This window comes from Kitasatospora purpeofusca, assembly GCF_000718025.1.
Classification (GTDB): domain Bacteria; phylum Actinomycetota; class Actinomycetes; order Streptomycetales; family Streptomycetaceae; genus Kitasatospora; species Kitasatospora purpeofusca.
Genome location: NZ_JODS01000022.1, coordinates 96,827 through 116,886, shown reverse-complemented (window position 1 = coordinate 116,886; position 20,060 = coordinate 96,827). Strand labels below are relative to the sequence as shown.

Genomic DNA, 20,060 nt, shown 5'->3' with positions numbered 1-20,060 from the left:
GTCGCCCCGGTGCGGACAAGACCCCGATGCTGCGCCGATTGCCGCAGAATCCTGCCCGATTTCGGGCAGGATCTTTGATCTTTCCCGGGAGGGCGGCCTAGAGTCACCGACTGTGTCCAGCTCGACCGGTTCCTCGCACCCTCACGAAGACCTCCTCGCCCACCTCACCCGGACCAGCCCGCTCGGGCCCCGGGAGGCGGCGCGGGTGGTGGCGGAGGTGCTGGCGTACTTCTCCGAGACCACCGAGGAGTACGTCCGCCGCCGTCACGGCGAGCTGCAGGCGCGCGGCCTGACCAACGAGAAGATCTTCGCCCGGCTCGCCGAGGAGCTGCCCGCCCGCCGGGTCGCGGCCCCGGAGCTCTCGGCCCGCCAGCTGCGCCGGATCGTCTACGGCTGACGGTCGGCCGACCGGAACCACGGAACCAAGGAGTCCACCACCATGTGCGGAATCGTGGCCTACATCGGCCCCAAGGACGCGACGCCCTTCCTGCTGGAAGGCCTCGCCCGACTGGAGTACCGGGGCTACGACTCGGCCGGCGTCGCCGTCGCCGGACGCACCGGCGGCATCAAGGTCCGCAAGGTCAAGGGCCGGGTCGCCGACCTCGCCGCCGCCGTCCCCGCCCGGTTCAAGGGCTCCACCGGCATCGGCCACACCCGCTGGGCCACCCACGGCGTCCCCAGCGACGCCAACGCCCACCCGCACCTCGACAACGCCGAGCGGATCGCCGTCGTCCACAACGGCATCATCGAGAACGCCGACGAGCTGCGGGCCAAGCTCGCCGCCGACGGCGCCGTCTTCCGCTCCGAGACCGACACCGAGGTGCTCGGCCACCTGATCGCCGCCCACGCCGCCGAGGGCGTCGAGCTGGAGGAGGCCGTGCGGGCCGCCCTCGGCAAGGTCGTCGGCACCTACGGCATCGCCGTGCTCGACGCCGAGCAGCCCGACCGGATCGTGGTCGCCCGCAACGGCAGCCCGATCGTGCTCGGCATCGGGGAGAAGGAGATGTTCGTCGCCTCCGACGTCTCCGCCCTGGTCCGCTACACCCGCCAGGTGGTCCACCTGGAGGACGGCGAGCTGGCCACCGTCCGCGCCGACGGCTTCCGCACCTTCACCGAGGACGCCCGCACCACCCACCGCCAGCCGTCCACCGTGGACTGGGAGATCGACTCCTACGACACCGGCGGCTACGAGCACTTCCTGCTCAAGGAGATCCACGAGCAGCCCGGCTCGGTCGAGCGCACCCTCGGCGGCCGCCTCGACGAGCGGTTCGCCACCGCCCACCTCGGCGGCCTCAACCTGGACGCCCGCGAACTGCGCGAGATCCGCCGGGTCAAGATCCTCGGCTGCGGCTCCGCCTACTACGCCGGCGAGATGGGCGCCCAGCTGATCGAGGAGCTGGCCCGGATCCCCGCGCACAGCGAGCCCGCCTCGGAGTTCCGCTACCGCAACCCGGTGATCGAGGCCGACACCCTCTACATCGCGGTCAGCCAGTCCGGCGAGACCTACGACACGCTCGCCGCCGTCCAGGAGGTCAAGCGCAAGGGCGGCCGGGTGCTCGGCGTCGTCAACACCGTCGGCAGCGCCATCGCCCGCGAGTGCGACGGCGGCATCTACCTGCACGCCGGCCCGGAGATCTCGGTCGCCTCCACCAAGGCGTTCACCTCCACCGTGGTCGCCTTCGCGCTGATCGCCCTGCACTTCGGCCGGATCCACGACCTCTCGCCCGCCGACGGCCGCCGGATCGTCTCCGCCCTCAAGGCGCTGCCCGACCAGATCCGCGAGGTCCTCGCCCAGAGCGACGCCATCGCCGAACTCGCCGCCGAGTACGCCGGGTCCGAGGGCATGATGTTCATCGGCCGGGTGCGCGGCTACCCCGTCGCCCGCGAGGGCGCGCAGAAGCTCAAGGAGATCTCCTACGTCCACGCCGAGGCCTACCCGGCGAGCGAGCTGAAGCACGGCCCGCTGGCGCTGATCAGCCCCGAGCTGCCCACCGTCGCCCTCGTCCCGGACGACGAGCTGCTCGACAAGAACCTCACCACCCTCGGCGAGATCAAGGCCCGCTCCGGCCGCGTGCTCGCGGTCGCCCACCGCCGGCCCGAGGCGAAGCTCGCGGACCACTGCATCCTGGTGCCCAAGAGCGAGCCCGAGCTGGACCCGCTGCTGCTCAACATCCCGCTCCAGCTGCTCGCGTACCACGCGGCGGTGGCGCTGGGGCGCGACGTCGACAAGCCGCGCAACCTCGCCAAGAGCGTCACCGTCGAGTAGTCGCGGACGCGCCCCGGGGCCGGCCGTGCTCCACGGCCGGCCCCGGGGGCGCGTTCCGAGCGCTGTCGCTGTCGCTGTCGCTGTCGCGGGCCCGGAGGTCGGACGGTCAGCCGGCCGCCCCGCGCACCGCCCCGGCGGCGCGGACGACGGCCTCGGCCAGCCGGTGGTTCTCCGGGCCGAGCGGGAGGGAGCTGAACCGGCGCCGCGTGTACCCGTAGGCGACGCCGCTGCGCGGATCGGCGAAGGACTGCGCGCCCACCGCGCCGCTGTGACCGAAGGCCTCCGCCCCGAGGAACGGGAAGCGGGTGCTCTGCGCCTCGAAGCCGAGGCCGAAGTGGTCCACCTCGCCGGTCACCAGGTCGGTGCCGTGCGTGCGGACCGGACCGAACTCGGCGATCGTGGCCGGTGCCAGGAACGGCGTCCGCCCGTCCAGCCCCTGCGCCGCCGCCGCGTACATCGCCGCCAGACCGCGGGCGCTGCCGAAGCTGCCGGTCGAGGCCGGGCCCTGGGCCTGCACCGGGCGGAGGTTGCCGAAGCCCGCCAGGTCGGTGGGCGGGGAGGCGTTCAGGTTGAAGGCGATCCCCATCAGGCTGTCGGGTGCCGGCTGCTCGCCCTGCTGACCGGGGAGGGGGACCGCCGGAAGCACCGACAGGTACCGCGACTCCAGCTCCGCGGGCAGGCCGAGGAAGAAGTCCAGCCCGTACGGGGCCCGGATCCGCTCCTCGAACAGCTCCTGCACCGTGCGGCCGGTCCGGCGGCGGACCACCTCGCCGGTCAGCGCGCCGATGACGTAGGCGTGGTACCCGTAGGCCGTCCCGGGCTCCCAGTAGGGCTTCTGGCCGGCCAGCCGATCCGCGATCCGCCGGTCGTCCGCCAGCTCCTCCGTCGTGAAGCCGCCGTCGACCCCGATCAGCCCCGCCCGGTGCTCCAGCAACTGCCGGAACGTGAGTGCGCCCTTGCCCTCGGCCGCGAACTCCGGCCAGTAGTGGGCCACTTCCTTGTCCAGGTCGAGCACGCCCTCCTGCACCAGCAGGGCCGTCACCAGGTGCGCCGCCCCCTTGGCGGAGGAGTAGAGCGCGAACAGCGACTCGCCGGAGACCCCCTCGCCGGCCCACAGGTCCACCACCCGCCGCCCGTCCAGGTGCACGGCGAGCTGCGCGCCACCGCCCGCCGGCTCCTCCGCCACCACGGCGGCGAACTCCTCCCGCACCGCCTCGAACCCCGGCGCCACGCTTCCGCCGACGACGTCACTGCTGGACATGCTTCCCCCTGAATGCGCTCCTGCGGCCTTGATCACCGGCCTGCCGGGGCGTCAACCCGCCCCGGCGCCGCAGTATTCCGGCGCCGGGGCGGGGAGCGGGCGGGTCGGTGTCAGTAGTCCGCGCTGGGTGCGCGGGTGGTGGGGCCGAGGTCCGGCTCGTCGCGGATCTCCAGGGCCTCGGCGTGGCGGTCCAGTTCGAGCACCACGAGGGTGTTGCGGCCCGGCAGCCAGAGCGGACCCGGCGCGTACAGGGTGCGCTGCGGGCCCTCGTGGGTGTAGCGGCCGAGCAGGAAGCCGTTGAGCCAGAGCAGGCCCCGGCCCCAGTCCGGGAGCGCGAGGAAGGCGTCCGCCGGTGCCTCGACCTCGGCCTCGAACCGGTGGAAGACCGGGTCGCCCCCGGCGGCGCCGACGTCCTCGCGGAAGGCCAGCGCGGAGAGGTCGGCGAGCGGCAGCGGCCGGATCTCCCAGTTGTGCAGCCGCTGGCGCTCGTGCTGGACGCCGCGCCGGATGCCCTTGCGATCGTCCAGCTGCGGGCCGTAGTTGGCGCGACCCAGCGCCTCGACCAGGATGTCCAGGGTGACCCCGGCCGGGCCCACCGCCAGCGGCAGGGTGCCGCCCGGGGAGTTGCGGTCCAGCACGCCGAGCGGGCGGCCGTCCGCGAACACCTGCGCGCGGTCCCCGACGCCGTCGATCCGCAGCGGCATCTCCGGGCGCGGCCCGGGGACGTGCGTGCGGTAGTGGATCAGGCCGAGCGACTGGCCGACCCGCTCCATCGGCTCGGTGGTCGGCCGGTGCAGGGGCATCGACAGCGCGTCCAGGGAGTCCAGCAGCCGCGCCCGGCCGCTCGCCCGCTCCAGCCGGCGGGGCTCCAGTCGCGGCGGCCGGGCCGGGAGTTCCCCCTCGGGGAGCGGCACGTACTTGCCGATGACGGACCGCAGGGCGTGGAACTTCTCGGTCAGCTCGCCCGCCTCGCCGATCGGCGCGTCGTAGTCGTAACTGGTCACGGTCGGCTCGTAACCGGCGGTCTCGGGCCCGGTGCCCGAGTGGTTGGCGCCCGCCCAGAACCCGAAGTTGGTGCCGCCGTGCGCCATGTAGAGGTTGACCGAGGCGCCGGTCGCGAGCAGCTCGTCGAGCGAGGCAGCCGTCTCCGCGACGTCCCGGACATGGTGCGGCTGACCGATCCGGTCGAACCAGCCGATCCAGAACTCCATCGCCGCCAGCGGTCCCTTGGGCTGCTGCCGCCGCAGCACCTCGAAGCGCTCCGGCGCGCGCGAACCGAACGTGCCGGTGGCCAGCACACCCGGGATCGCCCCGCCCTGCTGCATGAAGTCCTCGGAACCGTCGGCGGTGAACAGCAGGCAGTCCACCCCGCGCGTCACCAGCCCGTCCCGCAGATGCGTCATATAGGCGGCGTCGTTGCCGTAACTCCCGTACTCGTTCTCCACCTGCACGGCCACCACCGGCCCGCCCCGGCTGCCCAGCAGCGGCAGCAGCTCCGGCACCACGGCGTCGAACCAGCCGTCCACCTCGGCGAGGAACGCCGGGTCCGAGCTGCGCAGCCCCATCCCCTCGGCGGTGAGCAGCCGGGCCGGCAGGCCGCCCGACTCCCACTCGGCGCAGATGTAGGGCCCCGGGCGCAGGATCACGTCCAGACCGTGCCGTTCGGCGGTCCGGACGAACCGGGAGATGTCCCGCCACCCGGTGAAGTCGATCCCGCCGGAGGGCAGTTCGTGGAAGTTCCAGGGGATGTAGGTGTCAACGGTGTTGGCGCCCAGCGCGCGCAGGCGGGCCAACCGGTCGTCCCACAGCTCCGGGTGCACCCGGAAGTAGTGCAGCGCTCCGGAGACGATCCGGTGCGGCGCGCCGTTGCGGCGGAAGCCGTCGTCGTCGAAGTCGAGCTCGATCATGCGGACCAGCTTTCGGTTGACGCGGTCGTCGGTCGGGTACTGCTGCGTCGGAGCCGGCCCGGGGGTGTCGGCCCACCGGGCCTGCCCTCGTCCAGCCAGCGTATACGACGTGTGTACGCGTCCCACCTACGTTTCGGCGGGCACGCAACACTCCGTAGGAAGGCGAGGTCGCCGACGCCCATGCGCCGGGATTCCCTCAGTAGCAGAACGCGGTCGCTGGTGGCCGCGATGATCGCGGGGGTGATGGCGGTCCCCCTGGTGGGCGCCGTGTCACCGGCCGCCCACGCGGTGGAGCCAGCTTCGTTCACCGGTCTCCATCCGTGTTTCAACACCGACAGTCCGCCTCCGCTGGAGGTCTTCCGGGGGGTGGGTCTCAACTACGGAAGCAGCAAGAACGATGCGAACCCCCAGAAGGCACCGGAGTCCCAGGGCGTGGACCCGGACACAGTGTTCCAGGTCGGCTTCACCGCGCGAGGGCAGAATTTCTCGCTGAAGCGACACATCGAAGGTGATAAGGACGGTAGCGCCCCGGCCGATTCGGGCTATGTCAGTACGAGCGAGCTCTACACTGTGGCCCGGGAGTTCGCCTCGCTGCACTCCGGCTTCTCCGGGCAGGACGACAACTCCGCCTGGTACAAGGAGGGCTGGGTCTACACGATCGTGCCCGACCTCCGGTACGTGGGTGTGGTGCAGCAGTACCTGCCCGAGAAGCTCCCCCTTAAGGCCAATGGCGAGTACGAGTGGGCGGGCATCGGTGCCATCCCAGCCAGCAGCGTGAAGTCGGCCAGGAAGGTGCGGACAACCTACACACGCAACGTCGCCGGAGAGATGTTGGCCGGCGAGCCCGTGGAGATCGGGGGCGAGGTACCCAACGTTGGGTTCAGGCAGCCGAACCGGACGGAGATCCCGGACCTCAACAGCTTCGGCTTCAGGCGTCCGGCATGGCGCATGGTCGGGGTCGGCGCGCCGAACCTCCCGGAAAATGCGAAGGAACTGTGTGGGAAGGCCAACGAAGGGGACTTCGAGTTCGAGGACGAAGAGGAGTGCACGACCCCCGGTGGAACCCCCGCGCCGGTTGCGAAGAGCGGGGTGCGGAGTGTCGCGCTCGCCACGGCCTCCGCGACGGAGCCGGTGCCCACGGCCCCGCCCGTGCCGTCCCCGATCGACGGAGCGATGTACCAGTTCAGGGCGGCGGGGTCGGCGAACGGTCCGATCTACAATCTGGACGTGCGTGGCGGGGTGAGCACCAACGGGACCACCGTGCAGGCGTATCCCCGAAACTGCACCGCCTCGCAGAACTGGCGGCTGCGCGCGGCCCCGGACGGCCGGTTCGTCCTGGAGAGCGCGCTCGCCCCGGGCATGGTCCTGCAACAGGACCTCTACAGCCACAACACCCTGCTCTGGCCGCTGCAGCGTGACGACCAGGGCCGCTCGCAGGGCACGCCCAACCAGCAGTGGACCGTCAAGGACGCCGGTGACGGGGCCTACAGCCTGGTCAGCGCCGCCGACCAGAAGTGCCTCACGATGGCCGGGCAGGAGTCCGTCGGCCTGAGCGTCAAGCCGTGCGACGGCGGCCCGGCGCAGAAGTGGACCCTGGCCGTGCCGTGCGTGCCGACCGACCCGGCCTCGCTGCCGGCCACCGGCCGCACCGTGCCCGGGTACCCCGCGCTGAAGTGGCCGACCGTCAAGGGCCACCCGGAGCTGACCTGGCCGTCGGTGCCCGGCGCTCCCGGGGTTCCGTGGCCCGCGGTGCCGGGCAGCCCCGACGTCCCGATGCCGGGCCGACCGGATCTGCCGGTGGTCGACTGGCCGGGCGCGCCAGCGCTGCCGAAGGTGTCCTGGCCGACGCAGGCGGGGCAGCTGCCGTGGCCGAAGGTTCCCGGCTTCCCCGAGGTGAACTGGCCGATCATGCCGGGGACCAAGAACGTCCCCTGGCCGATCCTGCCGCTGCCGGTCGTGCCCGGGACGGGTCCCGACGCCGGCGCCGGGATCGTCGTCCCGGGTCGGCCCGTGCCCGACCGGCCGACCGTCGCCGGTCATCCCGAGCTGACGTGGCCCACCGTTCCCGGTTTCCCGGACGTACGGTGGCCGTCGGTGCCGGGATCCCCGGACGTTCCGTGGCCGGGCCACCCGGACATGCCCGCCGTTTCCTGGCCGGGCGCTCCGACCCTGCCCGCGACCGCCAAGCCTTCGTTGCCGGGCTTCCCGAACTGGACCTGGCCGGACATCCCCGGTTTCCCGGGGGTGCCGTGGCCGTCGCTGCCCGATGTGCAGCGGGCGCCGTGGCCCTCGGCCTCCGACTTCCCCGAGGTGCCGAAGACCCCGTCCGTGCCGATCGTCTGCAAGCTGCCCACCGACCCGGGGACCAACCCCACCGACCCGGGGACCAACCCCACCGACCCGGGCACCAACCCCACCGACCCCGGTGGGCCCGTGCCCTCACCGCCCGGGATCGGGCTGCCGAGCTTCCCCTTCCTCCCCATGCTGCCACCGTGGGGCACGCCCCCCACCGGCCCCGGTGGCGGCCCCGGCGGCGGGCAGAAGCCCGACCCGGTGCAGGGCATCGGCCTGGTGTCAGCCGCGGACCCGCAGCTGGTGCCCGACGTCGCCGGCGGCGTTCCCGCCTCCGGGACGCCCGTGCAGGCGTGGACGCCGAACGAGACCGACTCGCAGCGGTGGGCGTTCTGGGACCGCGGCAACGGCAACTGGCTGATCGAGACGCGGCTGACCTACGGCGGCAGCGACCCCGCGTCCCGCCTCGTCCTCGGCCAGGACCCCGCCACGCACCGCACCGCGCTCCAGCCAGTGGCCGCCAACCGCACCGAGCAGCAGTGGCGGTTCGCCGACGCCGGTGACGGTCGGACGACGATCGCCAACCGCAACGGCGGCGGCTGTCTGACGCTCGCCGCCAAGGGCCAGCCGCTGACCGTCGCTCCTTGTGACGGTTCCGACCGGCAGAAGTGGCGGCTCAACGGCGTGGTGGCCGGCGGCGACGGCAACGCCGACGGTGCCCCCGTCCACTCGGCCTTCCCCGGCAAGTGCGCGGATGTCACCGGCGGCAACACCGCCGACCGCACCCCGATCGACCTCTACGACTGCAACGGGACGCCCGCCCAACGCTGGACGGCGTCCGCGAGCACCGGTGTGTTCGCCCTGAAGGCGTTCGGCAAGTGCCTGGACGTCTCCGGGGGCCTCACGGCGCACGGCACCCGGGTCGGCCTCTACACCTGCAACGACTCGCCGGCGCAGCGCTGGCAGAAGGGCCCGGACTCCTCGCTGGTCAACCCGAACTCCGGCATGTGCCTGGACGTGACTGGTGGCGTCGACGTCAACGGGACCGTCCTGCAGATCTGGGACTGCAACGCCACCGACTCCCAGCGCTGGGGCCTGGGTACCGTCCCGCCGCGTGCGCCGGTGACCCCGAACCCGACCCCGCCGCCGGGCACCGGAGCGGTGGTCAATCCGGGGATCGGCACCTCCCAGGTGTCCACCCTCGTCTCGGCCAACAACGGGACGGTGGCCGACCTGGACCGGTCGAACACCGGCTCCGGCACGTCGATCAAGGCGCTCGCTCCGAACGGCAACGACGCGCAGCGCTGGGCCTTCTGGAGCACCGCCAACGGCCGGTGGATCATCGAGACGCTGCTCACGGACGGGAAGGCGGCGGCCGGTCAGGGCATGGTCATGGACCACGACCCGGGCCCGCACCGCACCCATCTGATCCGCACCATGGACGGGAACGCCAACCAGCACTGGGCGTTCCGCGCCGCGGGCGGCGGCTGGTTCTGGGTGACCAGTGACACCGACAACAACTGCCTGACGGCCAACAACGCCGGTGAGGCGCTGGCCGTCTCCGCCTGCGACGGCTCCGACCGGCAGAAGTGGCGGCTCGGGGACGTGACCGACGGCCCGGCGCAGCCCGGCCAGCCCGGTCAGCCTCAGCCGAACCGGCCGGACCCGGCCACCGGCCCGGCGGTCACCCCCGGTGGCGTCCGCAACAACCAGGTGGCGGTGCTGCGTTCCGCGAACAACGGGATGGTGGCGGACCTTGACCGGTCGAGCACCGCTTCCGGCACGTCGATCAAGGCGCTGGCGCCGAACGGCGGCGACGCGCAGAAGTGGGCGTTCTGGGACGCCGGCAACGGCCGGTGGATCCTGGAGACGCTGCTGACCGACGGGAGGACGGCGGCCGGTCAGGGCATGGTGATGGACCACGACCCGGGCCCGCACCGCACCCATCTGATCCGCACCATGGACGGGAACGCCAATCAGCACTGGGCGTTCCGGGACGCGGGCGGTGGTTGGTTCTGGGTGACCAGTGACACCGACAACGGCTGTCTGACGGCCAACAACGCCGGTGAGGCGCTTGCCGTCTCCGCCTGCGACGGCAGCGACCGGCAGAAGTGGCGGCTCGACGGCCTCACCCAGGGCCCGAACCCGCCGAACCCGGCCACGGGCGCGGTGGTCAACCCCGGGGTGGCGAACAACCGTGTCGCCACGCTGCGTTCCGCGAACAACGGGATGGTCGCCGACCTCGACGGTGGGACGACCAACTCCGGCACGTCGATCAAGGCGCTCGGCGCCAACGGCAACGACGCGCAGAAGTGGGCGTTCTGGAGCACCGCGAACAACCGGTGGATCCTGGAGACGCTGCTCACGGACGGGAAGGCCGTGGCCGGTCAGGGCATGGTGATGGACCACGACCCGGGGACGCACCGGACGCATCTGATCCGGACGATGGACGGGAACGCCAATCAGCACTGGGCGTTCCGGGACGCGGGCGGCGGCTGGTTCTGGATCACCAGTGACACCGACAATGGCTGTCTGACGGCCAACAACCCGGGTGAGGCGCTGGCTGTCTCCGCCTGCGACGGCAGCGACCGGCAGAAGTGGCGGCTGGACAACGTCACGGACGGACCGGCGGCCCCGCAGCAGCCCCAGCCGGGCAACGGCGGCTCGGGTGGCGGCGGCCCGGTCGTCCGGCCGGCCGTGGGCAACAGCCAGGTCGCGACCCTGCGGTCGAACAACAACGGCCTGGTCGCCGACCTCGACGCCGGCAGCACCGCCTCCGGCACCTCGATCAAGGCGCTCGGCGGCAACGGCAACCCCGCCCAGCGCTGGGCGTTCTGGGACGCCGGCAACGGCAGCTGGATCGTCGAGACCCTGCTCACGGACGGCAAGTCCGCCCCGGGCCAGGGCATGGTGATGGACCACAACCCGGGTCCGCACCGGACCCACCTGACCCAGAACCAGGCGGGCAACGCCAACCAGCGGTGGTCGTTCCGCGATGCCGGGAACGGCTGGTACTGGCTGGTCAGTGCCGCCGACGGCGGCTGCCTGACCGCCAACAACGCCGGTGAGCAGCTGGGCGTCTGGCGCTGCGACGGCTCGGACAAGCAGCGCTGGCGGCTGGACAACGTCCAGACCGGTCCGACCCCGGGCGCCGGTTCCGGCGGTGGCAACACCGGCGGTGGCGGTAACACGGGTGGCGGCGGCGGTGGCGGTAACACCGGCGGCGGTGGCGGCTGGGACGGCGGCATCGGCGGCGGTGGCAGCGGTGGCGGCAACGGCTCCGAGCCGGGCGGCTGCGGCTTCCAGGAGCCGACGGCCGAACACCGGGGCGGCTGGATGTGGAAGAACTGGAGCATCTGCCGCGGCACCGAGATCTCCACGGGCGACAGCGAGCAGTCGACCGCGCTGCGGATGCGGGAGGACGGCACGGTCGAACTCGTCTACTCCTGGTACAGCGAGACCACCAGCCGGATGGTCTCGGCCGTCAGCTGGACCGCCCCGAACACCACCGGGTGCGGGCGGACGGCCACCATGCAGACGGACGGCAACTTCGTCGTCTACGGCGACGGCAACCGAAGCTGCTGGTCCTCCGGGACGAGCGGCTACCAGAACGCCTGGCTGGAGGTGAACCGGAGCGGCACGCTGACGATCTGGTGGGTCGACGACAACGAGTTCCAGCAGGCGCGCAGCCAGGCGGGCCGCCCCGGGCCGGGCCTCGGCGGCAGCTTTCTGGACCTGGTGATCACGCTCGCCCGCATGATCCCGCGCCGGGAGTGGGGGGTGGGAACGCAGCACCGGATCTCGACGCCGAACTGCGGGAAGATCCACTGCACCTGACGCGGTGGCGCTCCTCCTGACGAAGGACCGTCCGGGCACCCCGCCCGGGCGGTCCTTCCGCGTCCGCGGCGCAGGCTGTTCCGGACGCCGCTCCGGCCCTAGACTGCTCAGCTCGCGCGGCATTACCGACGGGTAGGTACGTATCCGCGGGCGCCGCCACCGACTGGCAGGGATGGGGAGTCCGGATGGCCGACGAGCGGGTGCACGCGTACGCGGACGACGCGCTGGGGGAGCACGACGCGGTGGCGCTGGCCGCCCTGGTGCGGGCCGGTGAGGTCGCCCCCGCCGAGCTGGCGGCGGCCGCCGCGGCCCGCGCCGAACGGGTCGACGCGGCGCTCGCCCCGGTCGCCTTCGCCGCGTACGGGCGGCCGCACGGGGCGGACGACAGTGCGCGGGACGCCCCGCTGTACGGCGTGCCGAGCTATCTGAAGGACAACACCGACCTGCGCGGGATGCCGACCGGCCAGGGCAGTTCGGCCTACCGGGCCAGGCCCGCCCGCCGCAGCGCGGGCTTCGCCGAGCAGTTCCTCGGCACCGGCCTGGGCGTGCTCGGCAAGACCCGGCTGCCGGAGTTCGGGCTCAACGCCTCCACCGAGTTCGCCTCCGCCCGACCCGTCCGCAACCCCTGGCTGACCTCGCACTCCCCGGGCGCCTCCTCGGGCGGCGCGGCCGCCCTGGTCGCCTCCGGTGTCGTCCCGATCGCGCACGCCAACGACGGCGGCGGCTCGATCCGGATCCCGGCCGCCTGCTGCGGGCTGGTCGGACTCAAGCCCACCCGGGGCCGGGTGGTGCCCAACGCCCAGGGCCGCCGGCTGCCGGTGGACCTGGTGACGGACGGCGTGCTGACCCGCTCCGTCCGCGACACCGCCGCGTTCTTCGCCGCCGCCGAACGCCACTACCGCAACCCCGCGCTGCCCCCGCTCGGCCTGGTCGAGGGCCCGGGCGAGCGCCGGCTGCGGATCGGCCTGGTGGTGGACTCGCCGGTCGCGACCAGCGACGCGGCGACCCGGGCGGCGGTCGAGGGGACGGCGGCCCGGCTGGAGGCCCTGGGGCACGAGGTGACCCCGGCCGTGATGCCGTTCGGCGAGGAGTTCTCCCGCGACTTCGTCCTCTACTGGGGCTACATCGCCTTCCTGATCGCCACCACCGGCCGGCTCACGGTCGACCCCGGCTTCCGGGCGAGCCGTCTCGACGGGCTGACCACCGGGCTGCGGCGGCTCTTCCACCGGGAGTTCCGGCGTGTGCCGGGGGTGGTCCGGCGGCTGCGGAGCGCCGAGGAGACGTACGCGGGGATGTTCCGGACCCACGACGTGGTCCTCTCGCCGGTGCTGGCGCACGTCGCGCCGCCGATCGGCTACCTGAGCCCGAACGTCGCCTTCGAGGAGCTGATCGACCGGCTGACCCGGTACGTGGCGATCACCCCGGTCAACAACGTCACCGGCGGCCCGGCGATCGCGCTGCCGACCGGTGCGAGCGCCGACGGCCTGCCGATCGGCGTCCACCTGTCGGCGGCCCACGGGGAGGAGCGGGTGCTGCTGGAGCTGGCGTTCGCCCTGGAGGCGGACCGGCCCTGGCGGCGGATACAGGACTGAGGGCGGACACAGGACCGAGGGCGGGCAGCGGGCCGGGCGCCGCGGTGGCCGGTCAGCCGAGCACCGGGGAGGCGATCGCGCAGGCGGCCCGGACCTCGCTGCGCAGCGGGCCGAGCACGTCGGGGCCGGTCGCCCCGGCCGCCCCGGCGGCCGCGTCCCCGTCCGGCTTCGGCAGTGGAGTGCCGGTGCGCAGCGCCCCGGCCAGGGCGGTCAGGTCCGCCGCGATGGCGGCGACCTCGTCCGGCGGCGGCGCCGGCTCCCCGTGCTCGACCCGGACCCGGGTGGCGGTGGTGGCCTCCACCACCCGTTCCACCGCGATCACCAGCGGCCACCACGCGGCCGCCCGGGGCCCGGTCGGCGGCGGTTCGGTGAGCGCGCGCTGGAATTCGGAGCGGACCGCCGAGAGGTCCCGGTAGAGCCGCCGGCGCCGGACCGGCCGGGCGGGCCGGTCGTGGCCGGGGGCGCCGGCGAAGGCCAGCGCCACGTACGCGGAGGCGTCCGCCACGGTGTCGGCCAGCCGGTCGCCGATCCGGGTGTGCCAGGACTCCGGCCAGCACAGGTACCCGGCGACCAGGGCGATCCCGCAGCCGATCAGCGAATCGTAGAGCCGGGGCAGGACGAGCCCGAACCCCTGGTGGTTGAGCAGGTCGGACAGCAGCAGGATGACCGGGGTGATGGCCGCCGTCTGGAACGCGTACCCCTTGGCGGAGAAGGCCGGGATCAGCGCGGCCAGCACCGCGACGGTCGGCACGTCCCACCAGCCGCGCGGCACCTCGGCGAGCACCGGCACGGCGAGCAGCAGCCCGCCGGCGGTGCCGAGGGCGCGCAGCACGGCCCGGGAGAACACCGAGCCGAAGTCCGGCTTGAGGACGAAGGTGACGGTCAGCGCGACCCAGTAGGAGCGCGGCACCGGCAGCACCGACACCACCACCTGGGCCAGGCCGATGCAGAGCGCGAGTCGCAGGCCGTAGCGCCAGGACGCGCCGGAGAGCAGCGCCGCCCGGGCCGCGCGCCGGGTCCGCACCCAGGGCGCGGCGGGGCGGCCGAGGCGGTCGGGTTCGGCGGTGTGCGCGTGGTCGGGCTCGGCGGCGACGGCGGCCGCGTAGCGCAGCGCCCGTTCCAGCGCGCGTTCCGAGGGGCCGGTCGGCGCGGGCAGGTCGAGCGGGAGGGGCTGGTCGGTCCGGGCCCCGTCCTCGGTGCCGTCCTCGGTGCCGTCCTCGGTGCCGTCGGCGAGTGCCGCGACGGCCGCCGGCCAGGCCTCCGGCAGCGGGCCGAGCCGGGCCGGGCGGAGTTTGGCGGCGGAGGCCGCCTCGACGATCGGGATCAGCGCGTTGAGCCGGGCGATCAGCCGGGTCAGCCCGGGGGAGCGGCCGTGCCGGCGGGTGCGGTGGGCGAGCAGCAGGTCGTAGGAGGCGTTGAGCGACTGGGTGACGTCCTGTCGCCGTTCGTCGTGCTCGGGGGTGCCGGCGGCCCGGACGAACGCGGCGACCGAGCGGTAGGAGGCGGCGACCGCCGCCCGTTCGGGGACGCCGCCGCGCAGCGGCCAGCCGAACAGGGTGAGCAGCAGCACCACCGCCCCGCCCGCGGTGAGCAGCAGCGGCGCCGTCCACCACGGGCGGGGCATCGGCAGCCCGGCCCCGACGACGGCGTTGAGGAGCAGCAGGAGTCCGGAGACCGAGGCTACCGAGCCGATCGAGGAGATCATCCCGGAGACCAGCGCCACCAGGGTGAGGACGGCGACGGCGGTCCAGTCGCGGCCGTACACCAGGGTGCCGAGGGTGACGCCGACGGCGCCGAAGAGCTGGGGGACGGCGATGTTGAAGAACCGCATCCGGTAGGCGTCGGCGGTGTCGCCGATCACGCCGGACAGGGCGCCCATCGAGACCAGCGCGCCGTACGCGGGCCGGCCGGCGGCGAGGCCGACGGCCAGCGGCGCGGAGAGCGCGACCGAGGCGCGGGCCACCGCCGCCCACGGCACCGGCGCGGGTCCGGGCCGCAGCCCGGCCGTCAACCAGGTCGGCGGCGAGAGCCGGACGCCGTGCGCGTGCTGTGCCATGGGCCCAACCTACGGCGCCCGCCGCTACGGCCCCGGGCGCGGCGCGCTCGGGCGGGCGGGGTCCACCGCGTGGGGTCGACCGCGCAGGTGAGGGCGGGTCAGGCGGTGGCGGCGGTGGTGCCGCGTCCGGGCGCCGGTGCGGGTGCCGGGTCGGCCGGGCGGCGGGTGGTGGGGAGGTCGCGGACCCGGCCGACGGGGGAGAGCAGCAGGACCAGCGCCGCCAGCGGCACCCCGGCCGTGGTGATCCACATCGCCGGGCGCAGGCCGACCGCGGTGCCGAGCACACCGGCGAGCAGGGCGCCGACCGGGATGGTGCCGTAGTTGAGGACGGCGGCGCTCGCGGTGATCCGGCCGAGCAGCTCGGGCGGGCAGTAGTGCTGCTGGAAACCGGACTTGATGACGTTCCCGGCCACCACCCCGGCCGAGACCCCGAACCCGCCGACGGCGTAGCAGAGCACGCCCGCGCCGGTCCCGGTGAGCGGGATCAGCAGCGCCAGCGCGGGCAGGCCCAGCTCGAACAGGATCATCGCGCGCGCCGTGCCGACCCGGGCGGCAACCCGGCGGGCGGCGAACGCGCCGAGGACACCGCCGCTGCCGGCCGCCGCGACCAGGGCGCCGACGGTGCCGGGGGCGAGTCCGACCTCGCGGACCAGGAAGGCGACCAGGATCGACTGGTAGCCCATCAGCGCCAGGTTGGAGGTGGCGCCGTAGAGGGTGAGGGTGCGCAGCCAGCGGTCCCGGGCGACCAGTCGCAGGCCCTCGCCGATCTCGCGCCGCAGCGCCCGCTCGGCGCCGCGCTTGTTGTCGGCGCGGGTCTCGCGGTGCCGGATCCGGCCCAGGCAGAGCAGCGAGACCAGGAAGGTCGCGGCGTTGGCGAGCATGCCGTTGGCGGCGCCGGCCAGCTGGGCGAGCAGGCCGCCGGAGCCGAGGCCGACGATCTGGGCGGCGGAGGCGCTGCCGTGCAGCTTGGCGTTGCCCTCGGGCTGGTCGGCGGGGGAGAGCAGGTCGGGCAGGTAGGCGGTGTACGCGGTCTGGAAGAACACGGCCGCGGTGCCGGTGAGCAGGGCGACCGCCAGCAGCAGACCGGTGCTCAGCCGCCCGGCCCAGGCGGCGGCGGGGACGGCGGCGAACAGGACGAGCGAGACGGCGGCGGCCGCCAGCATCACGGTCCGGCGGGGTGAACGGTCCACCCAGACGCCGGCCGGCAGGCCCACGACCAGCCAGGGCGCCCAGGAGGCGGCGCTGAGCAGGCCGATCTGGAAGGTGGAGGCGTGCAGTTCGGAGACGGCGACGAGCGGCATCGCGACGCCGGTCACGGAGGCGCCGAACTTGCCGGCCGTCTCGCCGCACCAGAGCAGCCGGAAGTCCCGGTGGCGGCGGAGCAGGCTGCGGCGCTGCCCGTCGCGCGTCACTCGGCGCTCCCGGGTCCGTCGGTGCTCCCGGGCCCGTCGGTGCTCCCGGGCCCGTCGGTGCGGGAGCGGCGCGGGAAGGACTGGAGCTGGACGACGATCGGCAGTGCCGCCGGGTCCGGCGCGGCGTCCGGGGCCGGGGTGTGGCGCTCGACGACGGCGAAGATCTCGTCGTTGAGCGCCTGGAGCTGGGCCGGGTTCAGCCGCAGCCGGCGCCAGTCCGAGATGGTGCCGACGTTGCGCCACTCGTCCGGCCAGTCCTCGTTGATGTAGTCGTTGACCCGGTTGAAGTACTGCTGGACCAGCTGGTGCAGGTAGAGCGAGACCGCGCCGCGGGTGTCCGGGTCGTTGCGGAAGTCGGCGGTGTCGAGCCGGTTGGACACCTCCACCCGCCGCCACCAGCGCTCGCGCTTGGTGCCGCGCCCGGTCTCCTCCTCGATGAAGCCGTGTTCGGCGAGGTGGCGCAGGTGCCAGCTGACGGTGCCGGTGTTCTCGCCGAGCCGCTCGGCGAGCCGCGTCGCGGTCGCGGGCCCGTCGAGGTTGAGGAGTTCGAAGATCTGCATCCGCAGCGGGTGCGCGAGCCCGCGCAGGCTGCGGGCGTCGAGCCGGCGCTGCGGCGGTCCGGGGGGATCGGGCGGTCCTGCGGTGGCGGGTGTGTCAGGGGTGGCGGAGGCGTCGGGGTGCTCGGTGGTCATGTCGGCAGCCTAGATTGCAGAGGATCCTCTGCATAGGGGTGTCTGCAGAGAAACCTCTGCAAGTCTCCCGTTGTCCCGAATCGCCTCCCGAGCGGTCCGATGATCTTCTAGAGTCGCGAGCGGTAGGACCGTACGACCGCACGGTGCGCTCCACCCTCGCGCACCGGTTCCAGGGAGAGGCAGCACCATGACCGAGCCGCAGCCGAAGCCGTTCGAGCACGTCGACGAGGACTGGCAGAGCGCCCTCGTGGTCGTCGCCCACCCCGACGACATGGAGTACGGCGGGGCCGCCGCCGTCGCCCGCTGGACGGACCAGGGCAAGAAGGTCGTCTACGTGATGGCCACCAGCGGCGAGGCCGGGATCGACAGCATGGACCCGGAGCAGTGCGGCCCGCTGCGCGAGGCCGAGCAGATCGCCTCCGCCGCCGTGGTCGGCGTCGACACCGTCGAGTTCCTCGGCCACCCGGACGGCACCGTCGAGAACGGCTTGCCGCTGCGCCGCGACATCGCCCGCGCCGTCCGCCGGCACCGCCCGGACATCGTCATCACCATCAACTTCCACGACACCTGGGGCGGGCCGTACCTCAACCAGGCCGACCACATCGCGGTCGGCCGGGCTCTCCTCGACGGGGTGCGGGACGCGGGCAACCGCTGGGTCTTCCGCGAGCTGACCGCGGAGGGCCACGAGCCGTGGAACGGCGTGCGGGCGATCTGGGTCTCCGGCTCGCCGGAGTCCGGGCACGCGGTCGACATCACCGAGCACTTCGACCGGGGCGTCGCCTCGCTGGAGCAGCACAAGGCGTACCTGGCCGGCCTCGGCGGCGCGATGGCGGACGCGCGCGGCTTCCTGGAGGGCTTCGGCCGCGAGGCGGGCACCCGGCTCGGCACCCGCTTCGCCGTCCCGTTCGAGGTCTTCCCGCTCGGCTGAGGTCCTCAGGACCCGTTCGGCCGCTCTCCCTCGCGCTCCTGCTCCTGCTCGCCCTCCCGCTCCGGCTCCCGTTCCGGTGCCGGCCGCCGTCGACGGCGCAGCAGCTGCCGGACGGCGAGGGCGGCGACCAGGACGCCGAGCGCGATCAGCAGCCAGAGCTGGTAGCGCAGCGCCGTCCGCCAGACCGTGCCGATGTTGGCGCCCGCGACATAACCGAAGCCCGCCCACACCCCGACCCAGAGCGCCGCGCCGAGCACGTTGAACACCTGGAAGCGGGGCCAGGGCATGCCGGTCGTCCCGGCGATGATGCCGCTGGTCTGCCGCAGGCCGTCGACGAACCGGGCCACCGTGACCACCTTGCCGCCGTGCCGGGCGAAGAACACCTCCGCGCGGGCGGCGCGTTCCGGGGTGAGCAGCACGTACCGGCCCCAGCGGTGGACGAAGGCCCGGCCGCCGGTGGCGCCGATCAGATGGCCGAGGGTGTTGCCGAGCACCGCCGCGGTGAAGGCGATCGCCACCACGGCGGCGAAGTCGAGGTGCCCGGTGCCCGCGTAGACGGCGGCCAGCACCAGCACGGTCTGGCCGGGCGCGGGGACGGCGCAGTTGTCGAGCAGCACGAACAGCGCCACCAGCGCGTAGCCGTACTGCTGCAGCAGCGGCGCGAGCGCGGCGAGCGGCCCCGGCAGCTCGGGCGCGGCCTCGGCGAGGAGCCGCGCCGTCCAGGGTGGGAGGGGCACGGCTCACCGCCCCGGGCCGGACGGGCGCGGGGCGGTGGGCGGTGGCGTCAGCGGGTCGCCCCGCGGGGTTCGATGTTGCAGTCCGGGCCGGGGTAGACCAGGCCCTCGTGGCCGTCCTCGAAGCGGACCACGTACGGCGGCGAGCCGTCCGGGCCGCGCACCTCGACGATCTCGCCCTTCTGGTCGATCATGCCCACCGCCCGACTGTGGATGTGGAGCTGGTCACCTACCGCTGCCTGCATGGTCGTGCTCCTCGGGTGTGTGCTGACTTCGGCGGCCGACCGGCCGCCCGGGTCCCCGTCCACTGTCTCCACTCTGCTGCGGGCGCGCACGCCCCGCAACGGCGCGTCCGGGCGCCGAGGGCGGGGGGACCGGCTCAGCGCGGCCCGAGCTGGTCGGCCAGGTAGCACCGGACCAGCCGCTTGCACTCGGTGATCATCGCCGGGTCGCCGTTCCGGTCGCCGCGGAAGGCGAGCTTGAGCACCGCGTCCGCCGCTTCCAGCACCACCCGCAGGGCGAGGGTCAGCGCGGCCGGGTCGGTGGTGCCGAACAGGCTGCCGCCGAGGGCCTGGAGCCGCAGCGCGACGGCCGTGTTGTTGTCCACCTCGGCGTCCAGCAGGTGCCGGTCCTCGTGGCCGCCGCCCGGCGCGGCCGGTCCGGAGAGCCCGAAGTCCACCTGGCCGAAGCCGGGGACGGTGCGCTTCATCGCGACGAACTCGTCCACCGCGAGGTCGGTGAACCCGGCCGGCCCGATGGGGGCCTCGGTGCGCAGCCGGTCGTCCAGCCGGTGCAGATAGTGGTCGAGGTTGCGGCCGGCCAGTGCGGCGAGCAGGTCCTCCTTGCCCGCGAAGAACTGGTAGAGGGTGCCGATCGGCACCTGGGCGCGCTGGGCCACTTCCTTGGTGGTGAGCGCGGCGGCCCCGGCCTCGTCGAGCAGCGCGGCGGACGCGTCCAGGATCCTTTCGTAGCGCTCCTGGCTGCGCTGCTGCACCGGCCGTCGCCGCCCGGGGCCCGTCCACCCCGCCGTCCGGTGACTCCTCGTGTCCGCGCTCATGTGGCCACTGTGCCGCATCTGCCGTT

At 73.8% G+C, this 20,060-nt stretch carries 13 protein-coding genes; 5 read left to right on the top strand and 8 right to left on the bottom strand.

Annotation, left to right across the window (positions count from 1 at the left end; genetic code table 11):
* The first annotated feature begins 112 nt into the window (after positions 1-112).
* Both IF01_RS0127605 and glmS read left to right on the top strand, forming a co-directional pair.
* On the top strand, positions 113-397 hold the full coding sequence (locus tag IF01_RS0127605) for a hypothetical protein (RefSeq protein ID WP_030396260.1): 285 nt from the start codon (positions 113-115) through the stop codon (positions 395-397).
* A gap of 42 nt (positions 398-439) precedes the next feature.
* Positions 440-2,266 carry a glutamine--fructose-6-phosphate transaminase (isomerizing) gene (gene glmS / locus IF01_RS0127600; protein WP_030396259.1) on the top strand — a complete coding sequence of 609 codons (1,827 nt, stop codon included), beginning with the start codon at positions 440-442 and terminating at the stop codon, positions 2,264-2,266.
* Between the two features lie 106 nt (positions 2,267-2,372).
* On the opposite strand, the gene IF01_RS0127595 is transcribed toward glmS, so the two are convergent.
* Together IF01_RS0127595 and IF01_RS0127590 are read right to left on the bottom strand one after the other, a co-directional pair.
* Positions 2,373-3,527: an EstA family serine hydrolase gene (locus tag IF01_RS0127595; RefSeq protein WP_030396258.1), complete on the bottom strand. Its 1,155-nt coding sequence runs from the start codon at positions 3,525-3,527 to the stop codon at positions 2,373-2,375.
* A gap of 110 nt (positions 3,528-3,637) precedes the next feature.
* On the bottom strand, positions 3,638-5,434 hold the full coding sequence (locus IF01_RS0127590) for a glycoside hydrolase family 35 protein (protein ID WP_030396257.1): 1,797 nt from the start codon (positions 5,432-5,434) through the stop codon (positions 3,638-3,640).
* A 432-nt stretch (positions 5,435-5,866) separates the two neighbouring features.
* Between IF01_RS0127590 and IF01_RS51145 the strand changes: the two genes are divergently transcribed.
* A complete protein-coding gene (locus tag IF01_RS51145; protein WP_157855367.1) occupies positions 5,867-11,563 on the top strand; it encodes an RICIN domain-containing protein in 5,697 nt (1,898 codons plus the stop codon).
* Positions 11,564-11,748: 185 nt separating this feature from the next.
* Entirely contained in the window at positions 11,749-13,155 is a 1,407-nt protein-coding gene (locus IF01_RS0127580; protein WP_030396255.1) for an amidase, read from the top strand.
* Positions 13,156-13,207: 52 nt separating this feature from the next.
* Here IF01_RS0127580 and IF01_RS0127575 read toward each other — a convergent pair whose 3' ends face one another.
* From IF01_RS0127575 to IF01_RS0127565, 3 genes are all read right to left on the bottom strand, one after another.
* Positions 13,208-15,211: an FUSC family protein gene (locus IF01_RS0127575; RefSeq protein ID WP_030396254.1), complete on the bottom strand. Its 2,004-nt coding sequence runs from the start codon at positions 15,209-15,211 to the stop codon at positions 13,208-13,210.
* Between the two features lie 98 nt (positions 15,212-15,309).
* Positions 15,310-16,623, bottom strand: a complete 1,314-nt coding sequence (locus tag IF01_RS0127570; protein WP_030396253.1) for an MFS transporter — start codon at positions 16,621-16,623, stop codon at positions 15,310-15,312.
* On the bottom strand, positions 16,620-17,315 hold the full coding sequence (locus IF01_RS0127565) for an ArsR/SmtB family transcription factor (RefSeq protein WP_078880355.1): 696 nt from the start codon (positions 17,313-17,315) through the stop codon (positions 16,620-16,622). Before IF01_RS0127565 ends, IF01_RS0127570 begins: the two co-directional genes overlap by 4 nt.
* A gap of 187 nt (positions 17,316-17,502) precedes the next feature.
* Between IF01_RS0127565 and IF01_RS0127560 the strand changes: the two genes are divergently transcribed.
* Complete coding sequence (locus tag IF01_RS0127560; protein ID WP_030396251.1) at positions 17,503-18,243, top strand: PIG-L deacetylase family protein; 741 nt, start codon at positions 17,503-17,505, stop codon at positions 18,241-18,243.
* Between the two features lie 5 nt (positions 18,244-18,248).
* On the opposite strand, the gene IF01_RS0127555 is transcribed toward IF01_RS0127560, so the two are convergent.
* The 3 genes from IF01_RS0127555 to IF01_RS0127545 all read right to left on the bottom strand — a co-directional run bounded on the left by IF01_RS0127555 (position 18,249) and on the right by IF01_RS0127545 (position 20,034).
* A complete protein-coding gene (locus tag IF01_RS0127555) occupies positions 18,249-18,980 on the bottom strand; it encodes a DedA family protein (protein ID WP_051742591.1) in 732 nt (243 codons plus the stop codon).
* Between the two features lie 47 nt (positions 18,981-19,027).
* The gene (locus IF01_RS0127550; RefSeq protein ID WP_030396249.1) at positions 19,028-19,222 is read right to left on the bottom strand and encodes a DUF1918 domain-containing protein; all 195 of its coding nucleotides are present in this window, start codon (positions 19,220-19,222) and stop codon (positions 19,028-19,030) included.
* Between the two features lie 134 nt (positions 19,223-19,356).
* Positions 19,357-20,034 (bottom strand): TetR/AcrR family transcriptional regulator, encoded by a 678-nt coding sequence (locus IF01_RS0127545; protein WP_030396248.1) that lies wholly within the window; start codon positions 20,032-20,034, stop codon positions 19,357-19,359.
* Between the last annotated feature and the right edge of the window lie 26 nt (positions 20,035-20,060).